The sequence below is a fragment of the Nonlabens sp. Hel1_33_55 genome (assembly GCF_900101765.1).
Lineage (GTDB): Bacteria > Bacteroidota > Bacteroidia > Flavobacteriales > Flavobacteriaceae > Nonlabens.
The window spans coordinates 2,700,163-2,720,115 of record NZ_LT627735.1 but is presented as its reverse complement, the minus strand read 5'-3'; the positions used below and the strand labels follow the sequence as shown (position 1 = coordinate 2,720,115).

17 protein-coding genes are annotated in these 19,953 nt (G+C 40.4%); 13 read left to right on the top strand and 4 right to left on the bottom strand.

Features of this window, described 5'->3' with window-relative positions; genetic code table 11:
• The first annotated feature begins 7 nt into the window (after positions 1-7).
• The 5 genes from BLO34_RS12325 to clpX all read left to right on the top strand — a co-directional run bounded on the left by BLO34_RS12325 (position 8) and on the right by clpX (position 5,542).
• On the top strand, positions 8-1,606 hold the full coding sequence (locus BLO34_RS12325) for a G-D-S-L family lipolytic protein (RefSeq protein ID WP_090756660.1): 1,599 nt from the start codon (positions 8-10) through the stop codon (positions 1,604-1,606).
• Positions 1,607-1,681: 75 nt separating this feature from the next.
• Complete coding sequence (locus tag BLO34_RS12320; protein WP_090755716.1) at positions 1,682-2,026, top strand: phage holin family protein; 345 nt, start codon at positions 1,682-1,684, stop codon at positions 2,024-2,026.
• Positions 2,027-2,105: 79 nt separating this feature from the next.
• Positions 2,106-3,434, top strand: coding sequence for a trigger factor (gene tig, locus BLO34_RS12315; protein WP_090755715.1), 1,329 nt, complete (start codon positions 2,106-2,108; stop codon positions 3,432-3,434).
• A gap of 84 nt (positions 3,435-3,518) precedes the next feature.
• Positions 3,519-4,196, top strand: a complete 678-nt coding sequence (locus BLO34_RS12310; RefSeq protein ID WP_090755714.1) for a ClpP family protease — start codon at positions 3,519-3,521, stop codon at positions 4,194-4,196.
• Between the two features lie 110 nt (positions 4,197-4,306).
• Entirely contained in the window at positions 4,307-5,542 is a 1,236-nt protein-coding gene (clpX, locus tag BLO34_RS12305) for an ATP-dependent Clp protease ATP-binding subunit ClpX (protein WP_090755713.1), read from the top strand.
• Positions 5,543-5,703: 161 nt separating this feature from the next.
• On the opposite strand, the gene BLO34_RS12300 is transcribed toward clpX, so the two are convergent.
• Positions 5,704-6,852, bottom strand: coding sequence for a sensor histidine kinase (locus BLO34_RS12300; RefSeq protein WP_090755712.1), 1,149 nt, complete (start codon positions 6,850-6,852; stop codon positions 5,704-5,706).
• Positions 6,853-7,025: 173 nt separating this feature from the next.
• On the opposite strand from BLO34_RS12300, the gene BLO34_RS12295 reads away from it, so the two are divergent.
• From BLO34_RS12295 to aat, 3 genes are all read left to right on the top strand, one after another.
• A complete protein-coding gene (locus BLO34_RS12295) occupies positions 7,026-7,877 on the top strand; it encodes a flavin reductase family protein (RefSeq protein WP_090755710.1) in 852 nt (283 codons plus the stop codon).
• 2 nt (positions 7,878-7,879) lie between these two features.
• Complete coding sequence (locus tag BLO34_RS12290) at positions 7,880-8,251, top strand: DUF3127 domain-containing protein (RefSeq protein WP_090755708.1); 372 nt, start codon at positions 7,880-7,882, stop codon at positions 8,249-8,251.
• A 148-nt stretch (positions 8,252-8,399) separates the two neighbouring features.
• Positions 8,400-9,044: a leucyl/phenylalanyl-tRNA--protein transferase gene (gene aat / locus BLO34_RS12285; protein ID WP_090755706.1), complete on the top strand. Its 645-nt coding sequence runs from the start codon at positions 8,400-8,402 to the stop codon at positions 9,042-9,044.
• Here the strand turns inward: aat and BLO34_RS12280 are convergent.
• Genes BLO34_RS12280 through BLO34_RS12270 form a run of 3 tightly spaced genes read right to left on the bottom strand, consistent with a single transcriptional unit; the run spans position 9,039 to position 10,819 of the window.
• Complete coding sequence (locus tag BLO34_RS12280; RefSeq protein ID WP_090755705.1) at positions 9,039-9,695, bottom strand: DUF2490 domain-containing protein; 657 nt, start codon at positions 9,693-9,695, stop codon at positions 9,039-9,041. The genes aat and BLO34_RS12280 overlap by 6 nt on opposite strands.
• Positions 9,676-10,257: a hypothetical protein gene (locus BLO34_RS12275; RefSeq protein ID WP_090755703.1), complete on the bottom strand. Its 582-nt coding sequence runs from the start codon at positions 10,255-10,257 to the stop codon at positions 9,676-9,678. Before BLO34_RS12275 ends, BLO34_RS12280 begins: the two co-directional genes overlap by 20 nt.
• Positions 10,244-10,819 carry a DNA-3-methyladenine glycosylase I gene (locus BLO34_RS12270; protein ID WP_090755701.1) on the bottom strand — a complete coding sequence of 192 codons (576 nt, stop codon included), beginning with the start codon at positions 10,817-10,819 and terminating at the stop codon, positions 10,244-10,246. The genes BLO34_RS12275 and BLO34_RS12270 overlap by 14 nt, the downstream gene beginning before the upstream one ends.
• A gap of 45 nt (positions 10,820-10,864) precedes the next feature.
• Between BLO34_RS12270 and BLO34_RS12265 the strand changes: the two genes are divergently transcribed.
• The 5 genes from BLO34_RS12265 to def all read left to right on the top strand — a co-directional run bounded on the left by BLO34_RS12265 (position 10,865) and on the right by def (position 19,869).
• Positions 10,865-11,359 carry a nuclear transport factor 2 family protein gene (locus BLO34_RS12265; protein WP_090756658.1) on the top strand — a complete coding sequence of 165 codons (495 nt, stop codon included), beginning with the start codon at positions 10,865-10,867 and terminating at the stop codon, positions 11,357-11,359.
• A gap of 265 nt (positions 11,360-11,624) precedes the next feature.
• On the top strand, positions 11,625-14,972 hold the full coding sequence (locus BLO34_RS12260; protein ID WP_090755700.1) for a T9SS type A sorting domain-containing protein: 3,348 nt from the start codon (positions 11,625-11,627) through the stop codon (positions 14,970-14,972).
• A gap of 201 nt (positions 14,973-15,173) precedes the next feature.
• Positions 15,174-17,252, top strand: coding sequence for a M13 family metallopeptidase (locus BLO34_RS12255; protein ID WP_231959492.1), 2,079 nt, complete (start codon positions 15,174-15,176; stop codon positions 17,250-17,252).
• Positions 17,253-17,324: 72 nt separating this feature from the next.
• A complete protein-coding gene (locus tag BLO34_RS12250; RefSeq protein WP_090755698.1) occupies positions 17,325-19,235 on the top strand; it encodes a CocE/NonD family hydrolase in 1,911 nt (636 codons plus the stop codon).
• 4 nt (positions 19,236-19,239) lie between these two features.
• On the top strand, positions 19,240-19,869 hold the full coding sequence (gene def / locus BLO34_RS12245) for a peptide deformylase (protein WP_231959491.1): 630 nt from the start codon (positions 19,240-19,242) through the stop codon (positions 19,867-19,869).
• The last annotated feature ends 84 nt before the right edge of the window (positions 19,870-19,953 follow it).

Genomic DNA, 19,953 nt, shown 5'->3' with positions numbered 1-19,953 from the left:
GACAAACATGAAAAATAGAATAAAATATATAGCTCTATTTGCAGCGGCCGCTGTATTTGTAAGCTGTGAAAATGAATTTGATGAGTCCATTGAAGATGGTGGTGTTTACAGCGCTGGTGAGGCAGACTTTTCAAAATTTGTAAGTGTTGGAAACTCGCTAACCTCTGGTTTTGCAGATAACGCTCTCTATATAGAAGGACAGGAAAATTCTTTCCCTAACATTATGGCTCAGCAATTTGAGCTTGTTGGTGGTGGTGAATTCAATCAGCCGCTTGTTAATGATAACATTGGTGGTCTTTTATTTAATGGGAATCAGTTGCCTAATTTTAATACACGATTGGTATTGACTGCAAACGCAATGGGTCCTATAGGTCCATCAAACATTGCTGGAACTCCTAGTACTGATATCGCAAATGTATTTACTGGACCGTTGAATAATTTTGGTGTGCCGGGTGCAAAAAGTTTTCACTTAGGCGCCGCTGGTTATGGTAGTGCTGCAGCCCTACCTAACGCAAACCCATTCTATATACGTTTTGCATCTGCTCCTAACGCGACCATCATAGGTGATGCAGTAGCAGCAAACGGTACTTTCTTTACGTTGTGGATAGGTAATAATGATATCTTGAGTTATGCTACTTCTGGTGGAATAGGAGTTGATCGCAATGCCTCAAATGATGCCGCAAACCTTAACCCAGCAGGTTATGGTTCCAATGACATCACAAACGCAAATGTCTTTGCCAGTGTTTATAGCGATTATGTAACTGCACTTACTTCCAATGGAGCTAAAGGTGCATTGATCAATATTCCTGATGTCACCTCTATTCCGTTCTTTACAACGGTACCATTTGCACCGTTCAGCCCACTGAATCCTGATTTTGCTCCGCAAATCCCAGCACTAAATGCTTTTTATGCAGAATTGAATCAAGCTTTTGCAGCGTTTGGGTACCCAGAAAGAGCAGTGACTTTTTCCATGACGGCTGCAAGTCCAGCAGTTGTATTCGATGAGTCCTTGGATGATATTACACCACAACTTACTGCGGCATTGACTCCACGTTTTGGTCCATTAGCTGGATTGGTGGCTCAACAGTTTGGACAAATTAGACCAGCGACTGCAAGTGATTTAATTACCTTTCCAACGGCTCCGATTTTGGGTCAAACAAACCAAGCTAGATTTGCGCAACTTACAGGCGCAGGTGTTCCTGCTGCAACTGCTGGATTGCTTTCCGCTAATGGGTTGACATTTGCGTTGCAAGATCAAAATACCTTAACACCAGACGAGCAGGCAAGTGTAAGCGCTGCACAAGCTTCCTACAATGCCACTATATCAGGATTAGCACAAGCTAACGGTCTAGCTTTAGTAGATGCCAGAGCTGCCTTGCAAGGTGTTGCTCAAGGTGGTGTTGCCTTCAACGGTGGAGTTTTAACAAGTACATATGCATCTGGTGGTGCTTTCTCACTGGATGGTGTTCACCCAACGCCTAGAGGTTACGCATTCACGGCAAACACAATTATTAATGCCATTAATGCCACTTATGGTTCTACAATACCTACAGTGAACATAGGTCAATACAAATCTGTACAGCCTAGTAACAACGTAGCTCAGTAATTTAAATAACTTTTATAAGCATCCGCTGGGAATCAATTTTCCAGCGGATGTTTTATTTTTATCAAAATCATTTACATGAAATTTATTCTCAACTTATTACTTACAGCAGTTCTGGTAATTCTATTGTCTTACGTTCTTCCAGGAGTATCGATAGATGGTTTTTTAACCGCTGTTTGGGTTGCGCTGGCTTTATCAATTCTCAACTTTATTGTCAAGCCTATATTGGTTGTACTTACTTTACCGGTCACGATCTTGACTCTAGGGATTTTCTTATTGTTCATCAACGCATTTATCATCATGATTGCAGATTGGCTAGTTTCTGGGTTTGATGTAGAAAATGTGTGGTATGCGCTCATCTTTGCATTCCTTCTTGCCATAGCTAGATCAATACTTATCAAAACCACTGACAAAGAAGATTGATCGAGAGAATCGCCGTTTTGATCGCATGCAAATAAAGACTAATTTTGCAGCCCGAATTTAACAGCATAAAAGTCTTTAAATGAATATCAAGCGCACTGACTCAGACGCACTTAATGCTACCATCACTATTGAAGTAGCACAGGCAGATTATAAAGAAAAAGTAGACAAGATTCTTGCAGATTATCGCAAGACAGCCACGATTCCAGGTTTTAGAAAAGGACATGTTCCAGAGAGCCTGATCAATAAAAAATATAGAACACCCATATTGGTTGATGAGATCAATAAAATCATTCAAGAGCAATTGAATGAATATATTACTAAGGAGAAACTCAACATTCTCGGTAATCCACTACCTGTAGAGCAAGAAGAAATTGATTGGTCAAGCGATGATTTCAAATTTGACTTTGAAATAGGCCTGGCGCCAGATTTTGAAGTTGATGTGCAAGGAAAAAAAGCCATTACGCATTATCAGATCAAAACAGATGATGAGACCATCAACAAGCAAATTGATCGTATTAGAACGCAGTATGGTAAGCTGGTAAGTAAAGATGTAGTAGAAGAAGGAGATGAAGTAACTGGAGTCTTCCGTAATGATGATGAAGATATCAATACTGATGCTACTTTTTCCATTGATAAGATCAAAGGAAAAACGAATAGTAAAAAATTCATCGGTTCCAAGAAAGGTGATTCTTTAGAATTGAAGACTAAAGGCCTTTTTGAAGATGATCATGATCTAATGAGCAATCTTAAAATCGAACACGATAAAGCACATGATCTTGACGTTCCCGTAACTTTTGAAATTACGGAAATCAACAAACGCGAGATGGCAGAATTGAATCAAGAGTTCTTTGACAAACTCTTCGGCCCAGATGTGATCAAAAGTGAAGACGAGCTTAGAGAACGTTTGAGAGAAGATGCTAAGAAACAGTTTGCACAACAAACCGATCAAAAGCTACTTACTGACATTACTGAAGGACTTATCGAGAATACAAAATTTGACCTTCCAGCAAATTTCCTAAAGAAGTGGATTGCCAACAACGGCGAGAACGAATTTACTGAAGAAGAAGCTGCGGCAGAATATGAGAAGTCTGAAAAAGGATTGAGATACCAATTGATCGAATCCAGCGTTCTCAAAGCAAACGAAGATCTTCAACTAAAATTTGAGGAACTTAAAGAATATGCCAGCGCACAGATCAGAGAGCAAATGAAGCAGTATGGTCATACTAATGCTACAGATGAAGAAGTAGATCAGGTAGTAGCGCGTATCATGCAAAACCAGGAAGAAGTCAAGAGAATGAGTGAGCAGCTTCAAAATGAGAAAATGCTCAAATTCTTCAAGGACAATGCAAAACTTAAGGTGAAAGAGGTCACTTATGAAGACTTCATAAAAGAGGCCTACGACGCCTAGACGCTCTTTAATCACTATCTTTAGGCGTTGACTTTACAATTAGGTTAACGCCTTTTTCATTCACAAAAAAGTAATATTACGGTTATGGATATAGCTAAGGAATTTGAAAAATTTGCGGTAAAGGATCGTGGTATAAATCCCATGTACTATGATAAAATGGTAGGCAGCATGACGCCCACTAACCTTACACCTAACATTATAGAAGAGCGTCAGATGAACGTTCTCGCCATGGACGTATTTTCCCGTTTGATGATGGATCGCATCATTTTTATGGGAACAGGTGTGAACGACCAGGTCGCTAACATCATACAGGCGCAACTACTTTTTCTAGCCAGCACAGATTCGGCTAAGGATATACAGATATACATCAATTCTCCAGGTGGTAGCGTGTACGCTGGACTGGGAATCTATGACACCATGCAGTTTATCAAGCCAGATGTGGCAACGATATGTACGGGTATGGCTGCCAGTATGGGCGCTGTTTTGTTGTGCGCTGGTGAAAAGGGTAAACGTAGTGCACTACCGCACAGCCGCGTCATGATACACCAGGTATCCAGTGGTGCTCAAGGTCAGGCTTCTGATATTGAGATTGCCATTAAGGAAACCATCAAACTCAAGGAAGAGTTGTACCAGATCATTGCAAAACATTCTGGCAAATCCTACGAACAGATCAATGAAGACAGTGACCGTGATTTCTGGATGCGTGCAGATGAAGCTAAGGAATACGGTATGATCGATGAAGTATTGACAAGAGATAACTAATAGTACCGCGGTTGGTGGTGATCTCGCTTTCGCGAAAGCGAACTAACCCATCAACTATCTAATAATATCAAGTTGTTTTTCAAGCCTTGATACGGTAAAGAAAATTATTTATGAGTAAGGAACAATTAGAATGTAGCTTTTGTGGCCGCAACAAGGCAGAAACCAATCTGCTTATTGCCGGTCTGGATGCACACATTTGTGATCGATGCATTGAACAGGCACACGGTATAGTAATAGAAGATAGCAAGGATGAGGAAAGTGGCGTTTCAAAAGCAGACCTAACACTCAAAAAACCTAAGGCCATCAAGGATTTTCTTGATCAATATATAATTGGTCAGGAATTTACTAAGAAAGTGATGTCAGTGGCGGTTTATAACCACTATAAGAGATTGTTGCAGCCATCCAGCGATGACGATATTGAGATTCAAAAGTCCAATATCATGATGGTAGGTCAAACCGGTACTGGTAAGACCCTTATCGCTAAGACTGTTGCCAAAATGCTTAACGTACCGCTAGCGATCGTTGATGCCACCGTATTGACTGAAGCTGGTTATGTAGGAGAAGATGTTGAGAGTATTCTAACCAGATTGCTACAAGCCGCCGATTATAACCTAGAAAAAGCACAGACCGGAATCGTATTCATCGATGAGATTGATAAGATTGCTCGTAAGAGCGATAACCCATCCATCACGCGTGATGTTTCTGGTGAAGGTGTCCAACAAGGATTATTGAAGTTGTTAGAAGGAACAGTTGTAAACGTGCCGCCCAAAGGTGGCCGTAAGCATCCAGATCAAAAATTCATAGAGGTAAATACAGAGAATATCCTGTTTATTGCTGGTGGTGCCTTTGACGGTATTGAAAAAGTAATACGCAAGCGTTTGAATATGCAGGCTGTAGGTTATGCTGCCATTAAATCAAATGATTTAGTTGCAGATCAGGAAAACATACTACAGTACATCATCCCTAAGGACATTAAGGATTTCGGGATGATACCAGAAATTATCGGTCGTCTTCCTGTGTTAACGCATATGAATCCGTTGGATGCAAATACATTGCGAGCAATTTTAACCGAGCCTAAAAATGCGATCATCAAGCAATATGAAAAGTTGTTTGAAATGGATGGCATTTCCTTCACGATTACTGAAGGTGCTCTGGACTATATAGTTCAAAAGGCCATTGAATACAAACTAGGTGCTCGTGGATTGCGATCTCTATGTGAAGCCATCCTAACAGATGCTATGTTTGATATGCCAGGTGGCGAAGAAAAAGAATTCAAAGTCACAAAACACTACGCCGAATCCAAGCTGGACAAAAGCGGTATTCAAAAACTGAAGGCAGTTTCCTAGAGGAATTCTCACTGATTATTACGAACCGTTGCCATTTGGGAACGGTTTTTTTAATTGATGGTCTTTATGAGGATCATCACCCTATACGGTTTTGAAATTTGGAATTTGGAATTTGGAATTTGGGATTTGAAATTTGGGATTTGGGGTTTGGGGTTTGGGGTTTAAACCTTATCCAGCACAATCTCAAACGTAGTTCCCTGATCAGTTTTGCTCTCCTTGACACGCAGTTTTCCATTGTGATAATCACTGATAATACGTTGTGCTAAAGAAAGTCCTAAACCCCAACCTCGCTTTTTAGTAGTATATCCAGGTGTGAATATTCGTTTCCACAAGCGTTTTGGAATTCCTTTTCCGGTATCTGTGATAGTGACATAGATGCGTTTTGAATCATCCTTTAAGCGCACCGTGATAGCGCCTTTGCCGCGCATGGCATCAATCCCATTTTTAATCAGATTTTCAATCACCCAAGCAAACAACTGCTCGTTGATCATTACGGGAATATTCTTATCAGGAACCTCAATAGTAAACTTGATCAAGTTGGAAGATCTAGATTCTATGTAATCTGCGGCAGTTTTGGTTTGTTCGACTACGTCTAGTTTTTTCAAGGTTGGGATCGATCCTATTTTTGAAAAACGTTCTGTAATCATCTGTAAACGGTTGATGTCCTTATCCATCTCATCCACATAACTGGGATCAATATCAGATTCTCGCAAAATGGCTGTCCAACCTACCAGAGACGATAACGGCGTTCCTATCTGGTGCGCACTTTCTTTGGCCATTCCAGCCCAAAGTTTATTCTGTTCCGCGGCTTTTGTGGATCGATAGAAAAATAGGATTACTGCTCCGAACAGAAACATGATCAACAATAGCGCTAGCGGATAATACTTCAATTTATTGATGATCTCACTATCACCATAATAAGTAGTGTTCAAAACCTTACCCTGATACTTGGTCACGATAGGTTGGTTCTGGCTCGCATATTCTACAATCAATTCCCGCAATCGTGCCGTGTCTCTTAGAACATCTTCTGGAAGATTTCTGGCATTGAGCTCTCCTTTATAATTCTCGCTTATAATTGGAGCGCTATTAGTGTTTCCTGCCACAGTAAAACCTAGTTCACCTATATCTTCCTCTAGGGATTGATTGCTCAAGTCCTTGAGCATGATGGCATATTCCTGCATATTCTTACGCTCAGATTCCTTGAGTTTCTGGAAGAATAGATAGGTATTCCATAAAATGATGGAGGTAATGAAAACGGCAAAAGCGATGATGATCCATCGCAATATATTTCTATTGGAAGTAAAATTCATTAATTGAGCAATCCAGATTATCAGGTTTGGAAACCTAGATTCCAAACTTCAACCTAATAAAAATACGACTATTACTTAAACGCAAGTTTATCCTCAAAAGTACATGCATCTAACACAGATCATATTGCAAACAGTTAGCAGAATCCATACCTTTGAAATCTTGCGGTAAACCTATGACCATTAGACCAGAAGATATCGAGAATCCAGAGCTATACGGCCACCTTGTTGGTGCCGTGCAGCCGCGACCCATTGCTCTGGCAAGTACCGTCGATGGTCAAGGTCGTGTCAATCTATCACCGTTTTCCTTCTTCAACGTCTTCAGCGCAAAGCCTCCTATTCTGGTCTTTTCACCAGTGCGTCGCGGTCGTGATGGAACGGTAAAGGACACATTGAATAATGTCACGGAACATGCAGAGGTTGTCATCAATATTGTCAACTATGATATAGTACAACAAATGTCTCTATCCAGTACAGAATATGAAACTGGAGTAGATGAATTTGTTAAGGCTGGATTAACTGCTGTAAAAAGCGATGTCATTAAACCACCACGAGTGGCAGAAAGTCCCGTACAATTTGAATGCAAAGTCATTGACATCAATGAATTGGGGGAAAATGGCGGTGCCGGCAGCCTGGTTATTTGCGAGGTGGTCTGCATACATATCGATGACCAGATATTAGATGATGAAAACGTCATCGATCCATTCAAAATTGATACCGTCGCGCGCATGGGCGGCAATTGGTATTGCCGTTCCAAGGATGCGATGTTTGAAGTGGCAAAACCCAGCCGCAATCATGGCGTTGGAGTCGATGCACTTCCTGAACATGCTAGAAACAGCGATACACTTACCGGCAACGACTTGGGTAAATTAGGAAACCTACATGAAATACCAGATGATGATGAGGTTCTCGCTTTCGCGAAAGCGGAAAATTTTCAACATCTAGAAACAAAACAAAAACACAGTAAGGCTAAGGAATTGATCGCAAAAAACCAGATCGCCGACGCCTGGAAAATTTTATTATCATAACTATGGAAGTTCAAGGAAAAATCAAACTAATAGGAGAAACCAAAACGTACGGATCAAATGGTTTCCAGAAACGCGAGATGGTCGTCACGACTGAAGAGCAGTATCCACAACCTCTCATGATCGAATTTGTTCAGGACAAAACGAGTCTACTGGATGCCTTCAATGTAGGTGACCCTGTAAAAGTAGGCATCAACTTGCGTGGCCGTGAGTGGCAAAGCCCACAAGGTGAGATCAAATATTTTAATTCCATCACTGGATGGCGCATAGAAAAAATGGGATCCGCAGCACCAGCAGCTGGTGAAGTACCACCATTTGATGAATATGAACCTATCAAAAATTCTAGTGATGAAGATCATGACGATCTTCCTTTCTAAGAACGTCAAGAATTTATAGCAAAGCTGCTTCACATTGAAGTTGCATCTCAAGAAGTCATCATGGTGATTTATCACGATTGGTTTCTAAAAGATGGCAACAGATTTGAAGCAGCTTTTTAGTATACAGTACTTCACAAGATAAAACCTCATGAAGATTTTAGGTAAAGAGCTTGAGTTCCCTGATCCCAGTACCGCAGATTCTCATGGCCTATTGGCGATTGGTGGTGATTTAAGCACTGACCGATTGCTACTAGCCTATCGCTCTGGAATTTTTCCTTGGTACAGTGATGGCGATCCTATTTGCTGGTGGTCGCCAGATCCCAGAATGGTATTTGACCTCAAAGCTCAAAATCCCATAAAGGTCTCCAAATCCCTCAAACAAAGCCGGAGAAATAGAAATTACATCATAAAACAAAACACTTGTTTTGAAGAAGTCATGCGATCCTGCATGGATGTCAAGAGAGGATTACATGACGGTACATGGATCAATGAAGATATGATTGCTGCCTATACGGATCTACACAGAATAGGTGTTGCCAAAAGCATTGAGGTTTTTCATGAGAATAAACTAGTTGGTGGGCTTTATGGTATTGACTTGAAGGACAAAGGAATTTTTTGCGGCGAAAGCATGTTCTCCCACAAAACAGATGCTAGTAAAATAGCGCTATGGCATCTGGTAGAAAAATTACAGCATCAAGGTTATCGTTGTATCGATGCTCAACTTTACAATGACCATCTTTCCAGTCTAGGTGCTGTGGAAATTGACCGCGAGGTGTTCCTTTCCTATCTATAGGCTCACATAGAGTGAAATATTCAAAAATAAAAGTGTTGAAGTCTCTTCAGTAATATCAAACCATCGGTACTGTGCACTGGTTTGTAATTTGAAAGTAGATCCCAACTGCTTACCTATTCCCAATCCAGCACGTTGCTCATATAATGGACGCTGATCATTCTCTGCTATAAATAGGGTTTCCAGATGTCCTGTCATGTAATATTCTGATGGATCTACTACATTTCCATTGAGCGGTATGGAACCTGACAACCTATAACGCCAGCGATGCGTGGTACGGTCACCGCGTATTCTTTGATCCCAGCGCAACCGGTGCGCGAGCTTGATTTGATTGTATTTTTTAGTATGGACATATTGCTCCATAAAACGAACCTCTTCTGGTTGATTCTCATCAAATAATTCTCGATACATGACACCTATTCCTAATTGCGAGTAGAATCCTATCTCATATTGCGCAAACTGTGCGATCTGCATGCTTATAGCTTCTGTGTCATCTTTGATTTGAGTACGCTGTTCCATTGCGGTATTGAAACTCCATCTGGATTCAGGATTCCATGAGATACTCGTCGCTGGTTGAAAGACAACTTGATCAGCCTGACTCATCCCGAGAGCAGGCAATAAGATGATCAAAGCTCTAAAAAAGTAGGAAGTCATAGGCAATTCTCTTTACTTCTCTCATTTGTATCAATGCACCAGCAGCGCTGAATAAAAGCTCTTTTCTTAAGATTTTTCCGTCTTTTTTGAAAGCAGCTATGATTTCAAGGTTTTCAAAATTGCTGGACTTTAATTTTTCCTTGAACTTTTCCATGGTGGATTCAGGTAGATATTGCTCCTGTATTTTTTCTGTACGCCAGCGGCTGGAAATACTGTCCAATTTCAACGAAATGGCGTTCCACAATAATTTATCAACTGATCTTTTTTTTACCTCAACTTCTAGATCCTCAAAGTTTCCGACTACATCAAACTCCATACTGTATCGGTTTCCTGCCTTTTTGAATTTACCTTCAAAACTGATCTTTTCGCCATCGATTTCTTTGTAGTATTTGACCTTACGATCTTCGGATACTTGAGTCACGGCTTCTATAATGGGAAGCGGCAGCGCCTCTTGCTGGATACGTTCTTCTTTTTCGATTTTTATCTTAGAGGATTGCGCTTGTGTGTAGTTCGCTTTCGCGAAAGCGAATACCATCAAAATCCACCAACTAAACTTCATCATACCGGTAACATGTTGTCTCATGATCATTCACCATTCCTGTAGCCTGCATAAAGGCATACATAATGGTGCTGCCTACAAATTTAAAACCCATTTTTTTGAGGTCCTTTGAAAGCTGATCTGAAAGTGGTGTGTTTGCTGGTGCATCCTTGTAACTTTTCCAGTGGTTCGTGATAGGTTGATGATTGACATAGGACCAGACGAATTTTGAAAAACTACCGTGCTTTTGCTGTATTTCCAGAAAAAGTTGAGCGTTGGTGATGATGGATTTGATCTTTAATTTGTTTCTTATAATTCCAGCATTCAGCAACAATTCGTCTTGTTTTTCCTGAGTATAATTAGCGATCTTTTCTACATCAAAATTGTCCAAAGCTGCTCTGTAATTCTCACGCTTTCTTAGAATAGTGATCCAGCTTAAACCAGCCTGCATGGTCTCTAAAATTAAAAACTCAAACAACTCTTGATCATCATATACCGGTACGCCCCATTCCTGATCGTGGTATGCCTGGTATAATGGATCCTGACCGCACCAACCACAACGATGCTTTTTTGCTTCTTTTTCCATGCCATGAAAATACCTTTAATTATATTGAACTTCAATTTAATCATCATGAGATCTTGCGTCGCTTTACTTCAACTTGCATTCATATTTGTGGGCTGCTCCACTTATAGTAAAATTCCTGAATCTCAGGTTAACAATGTCCTTGATAGCTGGCACCAAGCGGCAGCCGAAGCACAATATGATACGTATTTCAACCTCATGTCTAACGACGCCGTTTTCATAGGAACCGATGCCACCGAGAACTGGCAACTAGCGGAATTCAAACGTTTTGCGAAGCCTTATTTTGATGCAGGAAAGGCCTGGTCTTTTACTATGCTTGAGCGCAACGTTTATTCTACTAATGGAGTTACTTATTTTGATGAGCTGTTGGATACCCAAATGGGTATTTGTCGTGGTAGTGGCATTATCAAAGAACAAAACGGTAAACCTGTTATAGCACATTATGTGCTTTCTATCGCAGTACCTAACGAGAATGTTACAAGCCTAACTGAGATGAAGAAAAATTGGGATGATTCTTATATGAAGGAATTAAGAACGAATTAAATTCTTACAAAAAACGGCTGGAGTTAATTACCGACAAATTGAATCAATACTAAAACCGCTCTAAACTCTTATTTTACGCGCGTTCTGGACGGAATAAATTTTTCTTTAACACATTTTAACAGTGTAAAACATCGATTATCGGTGACTGTTAGTTTCCTTTAAACGATTATATCTGTATTTTGACCCATAACGCTACCTACAGTAGAAAAGGGAAAACCGTAAGGCTCTTACAAGAGTATATTTCTTGAACATTGAGCACAGACTTATGAAACTTTTTACCTTAGTTATTCTACTTATTTCTTTCACGGCGGCCGGGCAACTGGGCACCGATGCACCGTGGATGAAAGACATTGCTGTGCAAAAAAGCTCTGGCGAGGTAACTTATGAGCAAGTCAAGTCTGCTGGTGAGCAATACTGGTCTTCACATAATCAAAACGCAAAGGGAAGCGGTTACAAACCATTCCTAAGATGGTTGGAAAGAACCAAACCTTATGTAAAGCAGGATGGAACTATTCAATCTGGTCAAGATGTTGCAGATCAACTCAATGGGTTTATGCAAGCCAAAAATGGTTATGTAGATAAATCAAGATTTAATCCAGTTGGACCTTTCTCTTATGAGAATACAACTTCATGGTCTCCTGGACAAGGCCGAATCAACACGGTAGCAGTTGATCCTAATAATACGAATACGTATTACGTAGGTGCACCATCTGGCGGCTTGTGGAAATCCACTACTGCTGGTCAAAGCTGGACACCACTAACTGATTTTCTTTCACAGATAGGCGTTAGTGCGATCGCAATCGATTCTAACAATTCAAATGTAGTTTATATAGGAACTGGTGATGATGATGCAGGTGATTCCTCAAGTATAGGAATGCTTAAATCCACTAATGGTGGAGCAAGCTTTACTGAAACCGCTCTTACATTCAATGATCCAGGCGCAAACATCAGCGAGATTTACTTAGATCCTTCTAATAGCAATACGGTTTACGTTTCATCAAACATGGGTTTTTATAAGTCCATGAATGCAGGAATGACTATTAAAAGAACTTTTAATGGTAACGTAAAGGATATCAAGATCAACACAGAAGATTCCAGTATAATTTATCTAGCTACTTCTAAGTCCTTTTACAAATCAGAGGATGCAGGAGAAACTTTTAGAGAAATAAAACAAGGCTTACCGTCTGGTATTACTCGTATGGTAATAGGTGTTTCAAAAGCAGATGCTAATGTAGTTTATCTTCTTGCAGTAAATACTGAGAATAGCCTGATGGGAGTTTACAGGTCTACAGATGCTGGTACTTCTTTTGAAAAAAGAGATGCTGGAGTTGATATTTTAGAAAACAAACAAGGTTGGTACAATTTAGCCCTTGAAGTATCACAAACAGATGCAGATGTAATTTATACAGGTGCTCTTAATGTTTGGAAATCTACCAATGGTGGTAGTGATTTCACTCGTGTGAACACCTGGAACAATCCAGAATCGCCTACGTATACGCACGCTGACATTCACCAAATAAGAGAATTCGATGGTGAATTATTCGTTCTTTCTGATGGTGGTATTTATAGAAGTAGTAATGAGGCAACTTCATTTACTGACTTGACTAGTGGTCTTCAAATAGGTCAGTTTTATCGCATCGCTGTTGGTTCCAATTCCAGTAGTAATATCACTGGTGGATTGCAGGATAATGGAGGATTTACACGTAGCGGGAACACCTGGAAAAATTTTCACGGTGCTGATGGTATGGAATCTGGAATTGATCCTAATAACTCAGATGTTCGTTACAGCTTTACACAATTTGGCTTAGGATTATACATTACAAATGATGCTGGATCCATGCAAAAGAAAATCGATGGACCATCAATGGGTAACTGGATCACACCACTTCAAACTACTAGTACCGGTGACATCTATGCGGGTTACAATAAATTGTATAAAGTAGATGGTGATAATTTTACTGCGGTATCATCAAGTTTTACTGGCAATATTGATATTTTGGAAATTGATCCAATTAATGAAAACATCATGTATGTTGCTGTCGATGAGCAGTTATTTAGAAGTACAGATGCTGGTAAAGAATTCACATGGATCAAAGAACTTCCTGGAGAAATCACTGCCATTGAAGTAAATAATAACAATAATAACATTGTCTATATCGCAACTGGATCTGCTTATGGTAAAGTGATGATGAGTAATGATATGGGAGCTGAATTTATCGATATCACTTCTAACTTGCCACAACTTGGAAAGAACACATTGGCTCACCTTGCAAACAGTGCAGATAATGCCTTATTCTTAGGTACTACGGTTGGTATTTTCAAATATCTAGATAACAACAAAACATGGGTCAAATTTTCTAACAATCTACCTAATGTAAATGTTCGCGATATAGAAATTAATCCAGTTGACATGATTATGACTGCTGGTACTTATGGTCGCGGTGTATGGCAGACTACTGTAGAATTTGTGCAGCCTATGGATGACATAAGCATGAAATCAGTTACTAATACTGGTGGTTCTATTGATTGTGGCAGCAACAGCGTTGAGGTATTGTTAGAAAATACAGGAATAAATCCTATCAATGAAGTAACTATTAGTTACTGGATCAACGGTGGCAATAAAGTTACACGCGACTATAGTTTGGAAATCGATGCGCAGGAACAAACCTATTTAACTATTGATGACCTCAACCTAGAACCTGGTTCTTATGCTTTGAGATTAGAAGTTGCAGCTGCAAAGGATGAATTTCTAAGCAATAACTTCAAAACATTGACTATTGTGCAGAATAATTCTGCTAACCTCAATCAGAACTATGGTTTTGAGCAAGATGAAACAATGGTTACTTTGAATGACAAGAGCAGCAATGTTTTATGGGAACGTGGTGTACCTCAAGGTTTGTTATTGAATGCAGCAGCAAGCGGCAAGCAAGTTTATGGAACAAACCTTAATGGTAACTACACAGACCTGACCCAAGCGTACCTCTATACAGGATGCTACGACCTAGCAAACGTTGACACTGCAGAATTTAAATTTGATATGGCTTTTGACCTAGAGCAGGATTGGGACATATTCTACATTCAGTACTCTACAGATAATGGTAGCAACTGGAATCTATTAGGTAATGCAAATGATTCCAACTGGTACAATTCTGACAAGTCAGATCAAGGTAACAACTGTTTTAGCTGTCAAGGTGGACAATGGACAGGAACTAATAGCCAGATGACTACTTACAGTACGTCACTCGATAATCTTGCAGGTCAAGCTAGCGTTGTCTTTAGATTTGTATTTCACTCTGACCAGTCCATAAATCAAGAAGGTGTCGTATTGGATAACGTACAGATAACAGGAAAAACAGCTTCTTCAAATACACCTAAGGAATTGCTATACACGGTATATCCTAACCCGTCAAATGGTGTCTTCAACATCGATTGGAAAATGGATACAGAATACGATTATCAGGTGTCAGATATTACAGGTAAGCAAATCATGCAATCCTCTCTTATCAATAACAAAAAGGAAATTCTTGATCTTACTGGTTTTGCTTCGGGACTATACTTTTTGACCATATCTTCAAGCGGCGATACAACAACACAAAAATTACTTGTGCGTTAGAACACATTTGTTTTACTCTACAATGAAGGGCTTTCTTGTTAGAAAGCCCTTTTTATTTGCAATATGTTTTTGAAGTGGTACGCTTTCGCGAAAGCGGAATTCTCCACCAACTTGAAAAATATTCAGATAGTTAAATCGTTTATATATTGTGCTTACAATTTTTCAAAACACATTACATTTATTACCCTAAAAATCATGACAATGAAAAACCATTGGAGTGCTATGAGATCGATGGTGATCCTAGCTATAGTAATCAGTTTAGCTTCATGCAAGGAAGAACAAGAAACCGAAATCGCAGAAGCAAATTCCTATCCAGGCATCGATTTCACCGCCATGGATACACTCGTTAGTCCTAAAAATGACTTTTACAGATACGTAAATGGAACCTGGGTGGACTCTACAGAAATTCCTGCAGACCAGACCGTTTGGGGTGGTTTCAACAAGTTGAGAAAAGACACAGATGCTGACGTACTTGCCATTCTAAACAAAGCAGAAAATGACGAGAATCTAGATCCATCTTCTGATCAAGCCAAAGCCGTCTACGTCTTTCAATCCATCATGGATACAGAAAATCGCGACAAGACTGGCTACCAGCCATTGCTTCCTTATTTAGATCAAATTGATGCCGTAGAAAACATCAATGAGTTACCTAAGTTGTTGGCAGATCTTTCTGCTTATGGAGTGAACGGATTAGTTTCTTTCTATGTAGGTCCAGATGCTAAGGATACCAACATGAATGTGGCTCAATTAGGTACTGGTAGTTTAGGTATGGATCGTGAATATTATGTAGAGCAGGATGAGGACAGCAAGCAGAAGCTCAAAGAATATGAAAGACATGTAGCACGTATGCTCACACTAACAGGAACAGATGAACTTGCCGCTGGCAAGCAGGCAGCTTCCATAGTGTCCTTTGAAGGTAAGCTAGCAAAACCTATGCTTGATAAAGTAGCAAGTAGAAATCCGCTGCTTTCTTATAATCCTATGCCTAAAGAAAGCTTGAAAAAGCTAGTTCCAGCGATGGATTGGAAAACGTATTTTGATGAGATAGGTGTCAAAGATTTTGATACTATTATCGTCTCTCAGCCAGGTTATTTGAAGGCCATACAACCTATGATCGCACAAAAAAATCTAGCAGTAATCAAGGATTATCTCAAATGGACCATGATTAATCAAGCGGCTGGTAGTCTTTCAACAACGCTGGAAGATGCAAATTGGGATTTTTACAGCAAAACCATGGGTGGTGCTGTAGAACAAGAACCTATGGAAGAACGTGCGCTTGATGTGGTGAATGGTACCGTTGGAGAAGCTTTAGGTAAATTATATGTGGACGAGAAATTCCCTAAAGAAGCAAAAGACAAGGCTCTTGAAATGATAGACTATGTCAAAAAAGCTTATGAAGTACGTATCAATGCACTGGACTGGATGAGCGCTGATACTAAAAAGAAGGCCATTGACAAACTCAATGGGATGACCATCAAAATAGGATATCCAGACAAATGGAAAGACTATAGCGCCATGGAAATTACCAGCCCTGAAAAAGGAGGTACTCTTTTTGACAATATGATGGCCGTGATTCAATGGAATCGTGAGGACAACCTAGACAATTTAGGCGAGCCAGTTGATAAAAGCGAGTGGTTCATGTCACCACAAACAGTAAACGCTTACTACAATCCTTATTACAACGAAATCGTTTTCCCTGCTGCGATCCTACAACCGCCATTCTATGATTACAATGCAGATGCTGCGATCAACTTTGGTGGTATGGGCGCTGTGATAGGACATGAAATCTCTCATGGTTTTGACGATACTGGTGCTCGATTTGATGCCGCTGGTAACATGACCAACTGGTGGACAGATGAGGACAATACAAAATTTGAAGGATTGGGAACTAATCTGGCAGATCAGTACAGCGCTATAGAAGTGATGCCGGAAGTATTTATCAACGGTAAATTCACGTTAGGTGAGAATATTGGTGATCTTGGTGGTGTGAATGCCGCTTATGATGCCTTGGAAATGTGGTTGGAAGATAAGGGCAGACCAGAAAAAGATATTGATGGCTACACGCAGGAACAACGGTTTTTTATAAGCTGGGCAACCGTGTGGCGCACAAAGATGCGTGACGAGGCGCTACAACAACGCATTAAGGGCGATGTGCACTCACCAGGAATGTATCGTGGTTATGTACCACTTCAAAACATACAGGCTTTCTATGAGGCTTTTGATATCAAAGAAGGTGATGGAATGTACGTCAAACCAGAAGATCGCGTGATCATCTGGTAACTATTACAAAAGGCTTCCAAATTGGAAGCCTTTTTTAAGGCATTGCCTATCTTTAAAGCATAACTTATTACTATGAAAAACATATTTGTTTCTATACTGTTGGTCGTTGGGTTCGCTTTCGCGAAAGCGCAATCCTCATCCACCTACATACAAGATAATTACACTAAAACCTCGCAATACATTCCCATGCGTGATGGTACCAAATTGTACACCGTCATCTATGCACCTAAAGACACTTCAAAGAAATATCCCATCATGATGCAACGCACCTGTTACAGTGTGGCGCCTTATGGTGAGGATGAGTTCAAAACTTCATTGGGACCCAATAAATTCATGATGGAAGATGGGTACATTTTTGTTTATCAAGATGTGCGTGGTCGCTGGATGAGTGAAGGAACTTTCAATAACATGACTCCTAATATTCCTGGAAACGACGTCAAGAATACAACCGATATCGACGAGAGTTCTGACACGTATGATACGGTTGACTGGCTCGTAAAGAATCTAAAAAACACCAACAAAAAAGTAGGCCAATGGGGAATTTCCTATCCAGGATTCTACACGGCCGCTGCGCTACCAGATGCGCACCCAGCGTTAGTGGCATCATCACCTCAAGCACCTATTGGTGATTTTTTCTTTGACGACTTTCATCACATGGGCGCCACACTTCAAAGTTATTTGATGGCCTACCCAGTTTTTGGCCATCAAACTGAAGGTCCAACAACTGAAAGCTGGTATACTGATAAATGGGATAACATGAACGCGGCTGGAAATACAAAAGATTCCTATGCCTACAACATGGCTTTAGGCCCACTTAAAAACGTGACTGAAAATATCTATCCAGACAATGAATTCTGGAAGCAAGTAACAGAGCATCCTAACTATGATGAGTTCTGGCAAAAGCGCGCCATAACCAACCATTTTCAAGATGTTAACCATGCAGTTATGACTGTAGGCGGCTGGTTTGATGCAGAGGATTTGTATGGACCACTCACCATCTATAAAAATGTAGAACGCAACAACCCAAAGAACAAGAACAACACCATCGTTATGGGGCCATGGAGCCATGGCAACTGGGCAAGAGAGACTGGAACGCAAATGGTGAACCATATCGTTTTTGGCGATAGCATCTCAACTTTTTACCAGCGTAATATTGAGACACCGTTTTTTGAGCATCATTTAAAAGGAAAAGCAAACCCAAATCTTCCAGAAGCTTACATGTTTGACACAGGTTTGAAGCAATGGGAACAATTTGATGTATGGCCACCTAAGCAGGATCAGATCGTTTTTGGATTTAGTCAAAACGGTAAATTGCTAATGAATAAAGCGGCAGATGAGGATGCTAGTTTTGATTATGTGAGCGATCCCTTGAATCCAGTGCCGTTTAGAAGCGAGATCACACCGGTGACCTTCACGCCACGTGCGTACATGACAGATGACCAGCGTCATGCTTCAAGACGACCAGACGTACTCACTTTCCAGACTGATGTTTTGGAAAATGACACGAGACTTGCTGGCGAGATTCAGGCAAATCTTGAGGTCATTCTACAAGACATTACAGATGCTGATTTTATTGTCAAGGTGATTGACGTCTATCCAGACGATATGAAAAATGATGAAAAGACTCCAGACCACATCACGCTTGCAGGCTATCAACAACTTGTAAGGGCAGAAACCTTTAGAGGTAGATTCAGAAATGATTTTTCAAAGCCTGAGGCTTTTGTAGAAGGTCAAAAAACATCGGTTAACTTTCCGTTGCAGGATGTGTTGCATACCTTCAAAACGGGCCACCGCATCATGATCCAGATTCATAGCACTTGGTTTCCATACATCGATAGAAACCCACAAAAGTATGTGGACAACATTTTTGAAGCCAGCGAGGAAGATTTTACTAAAGGAACGGTCAAAATCTTGGGTTCTAGCGAGGTAAGCGTTGGTAAGAGACCAGAGTTTGAGATTATGAATTCCAGCCCTAAAAACTAAAATGATGAAATCAAAAATTTATATCGTTGCAGTGATGATGTTGGTGAGTTTCGCTTTCGCGAAAGCGCAACAATCCAACCAATTTTCAAATACGCAACACGCGATCATCATGAGTGATGAGGCAACAGCACCCATGCGGGTTTTTAAAATTACCAAAGAATCAGATTCCCTTCTATTGCGCCAGAATAGTATCGCGGTAGATGTCGATCCCAAAGACAAAACGCTACAGCGACTGGTCGATCGTATGTATGCCACCGTGAGGGATAGCATGTCACTGGGCGCTGGAATTGCGGCACCGCAAGTAGGAGTTCTTAAGCGCATCGCCTGGGTGCAACGCTTTGACAAGCCAGAATTTCCTTTTGAGGTGATTTTGAATCCAGTGATTAAACAATACTCCAAGAAAAAACAGGAATGTCGTGAAGGATGTCTGTCCATTCCTGACCGTCGCGACACGCTCAACTCGCGAGCTTATGCGATTCTAGTAGAATATGATACCATGAAGAATGAACACGTTGTTGAAATGGTGGAGGATTTTACCGCAGTGATATTTCAACATGAGATTGATCACCTCAATGGGATTCTTTATTTGGATCATTTAGCCGAAGAGCAACGAGAAGCAGCTGAAAGTAATTAACAAATTATAAAGAAAAGATGTGCACTTCATCGAATTATTATGCCTTTAACTAGGTTTATTTGGATTTATTTAAGATATTAGAGG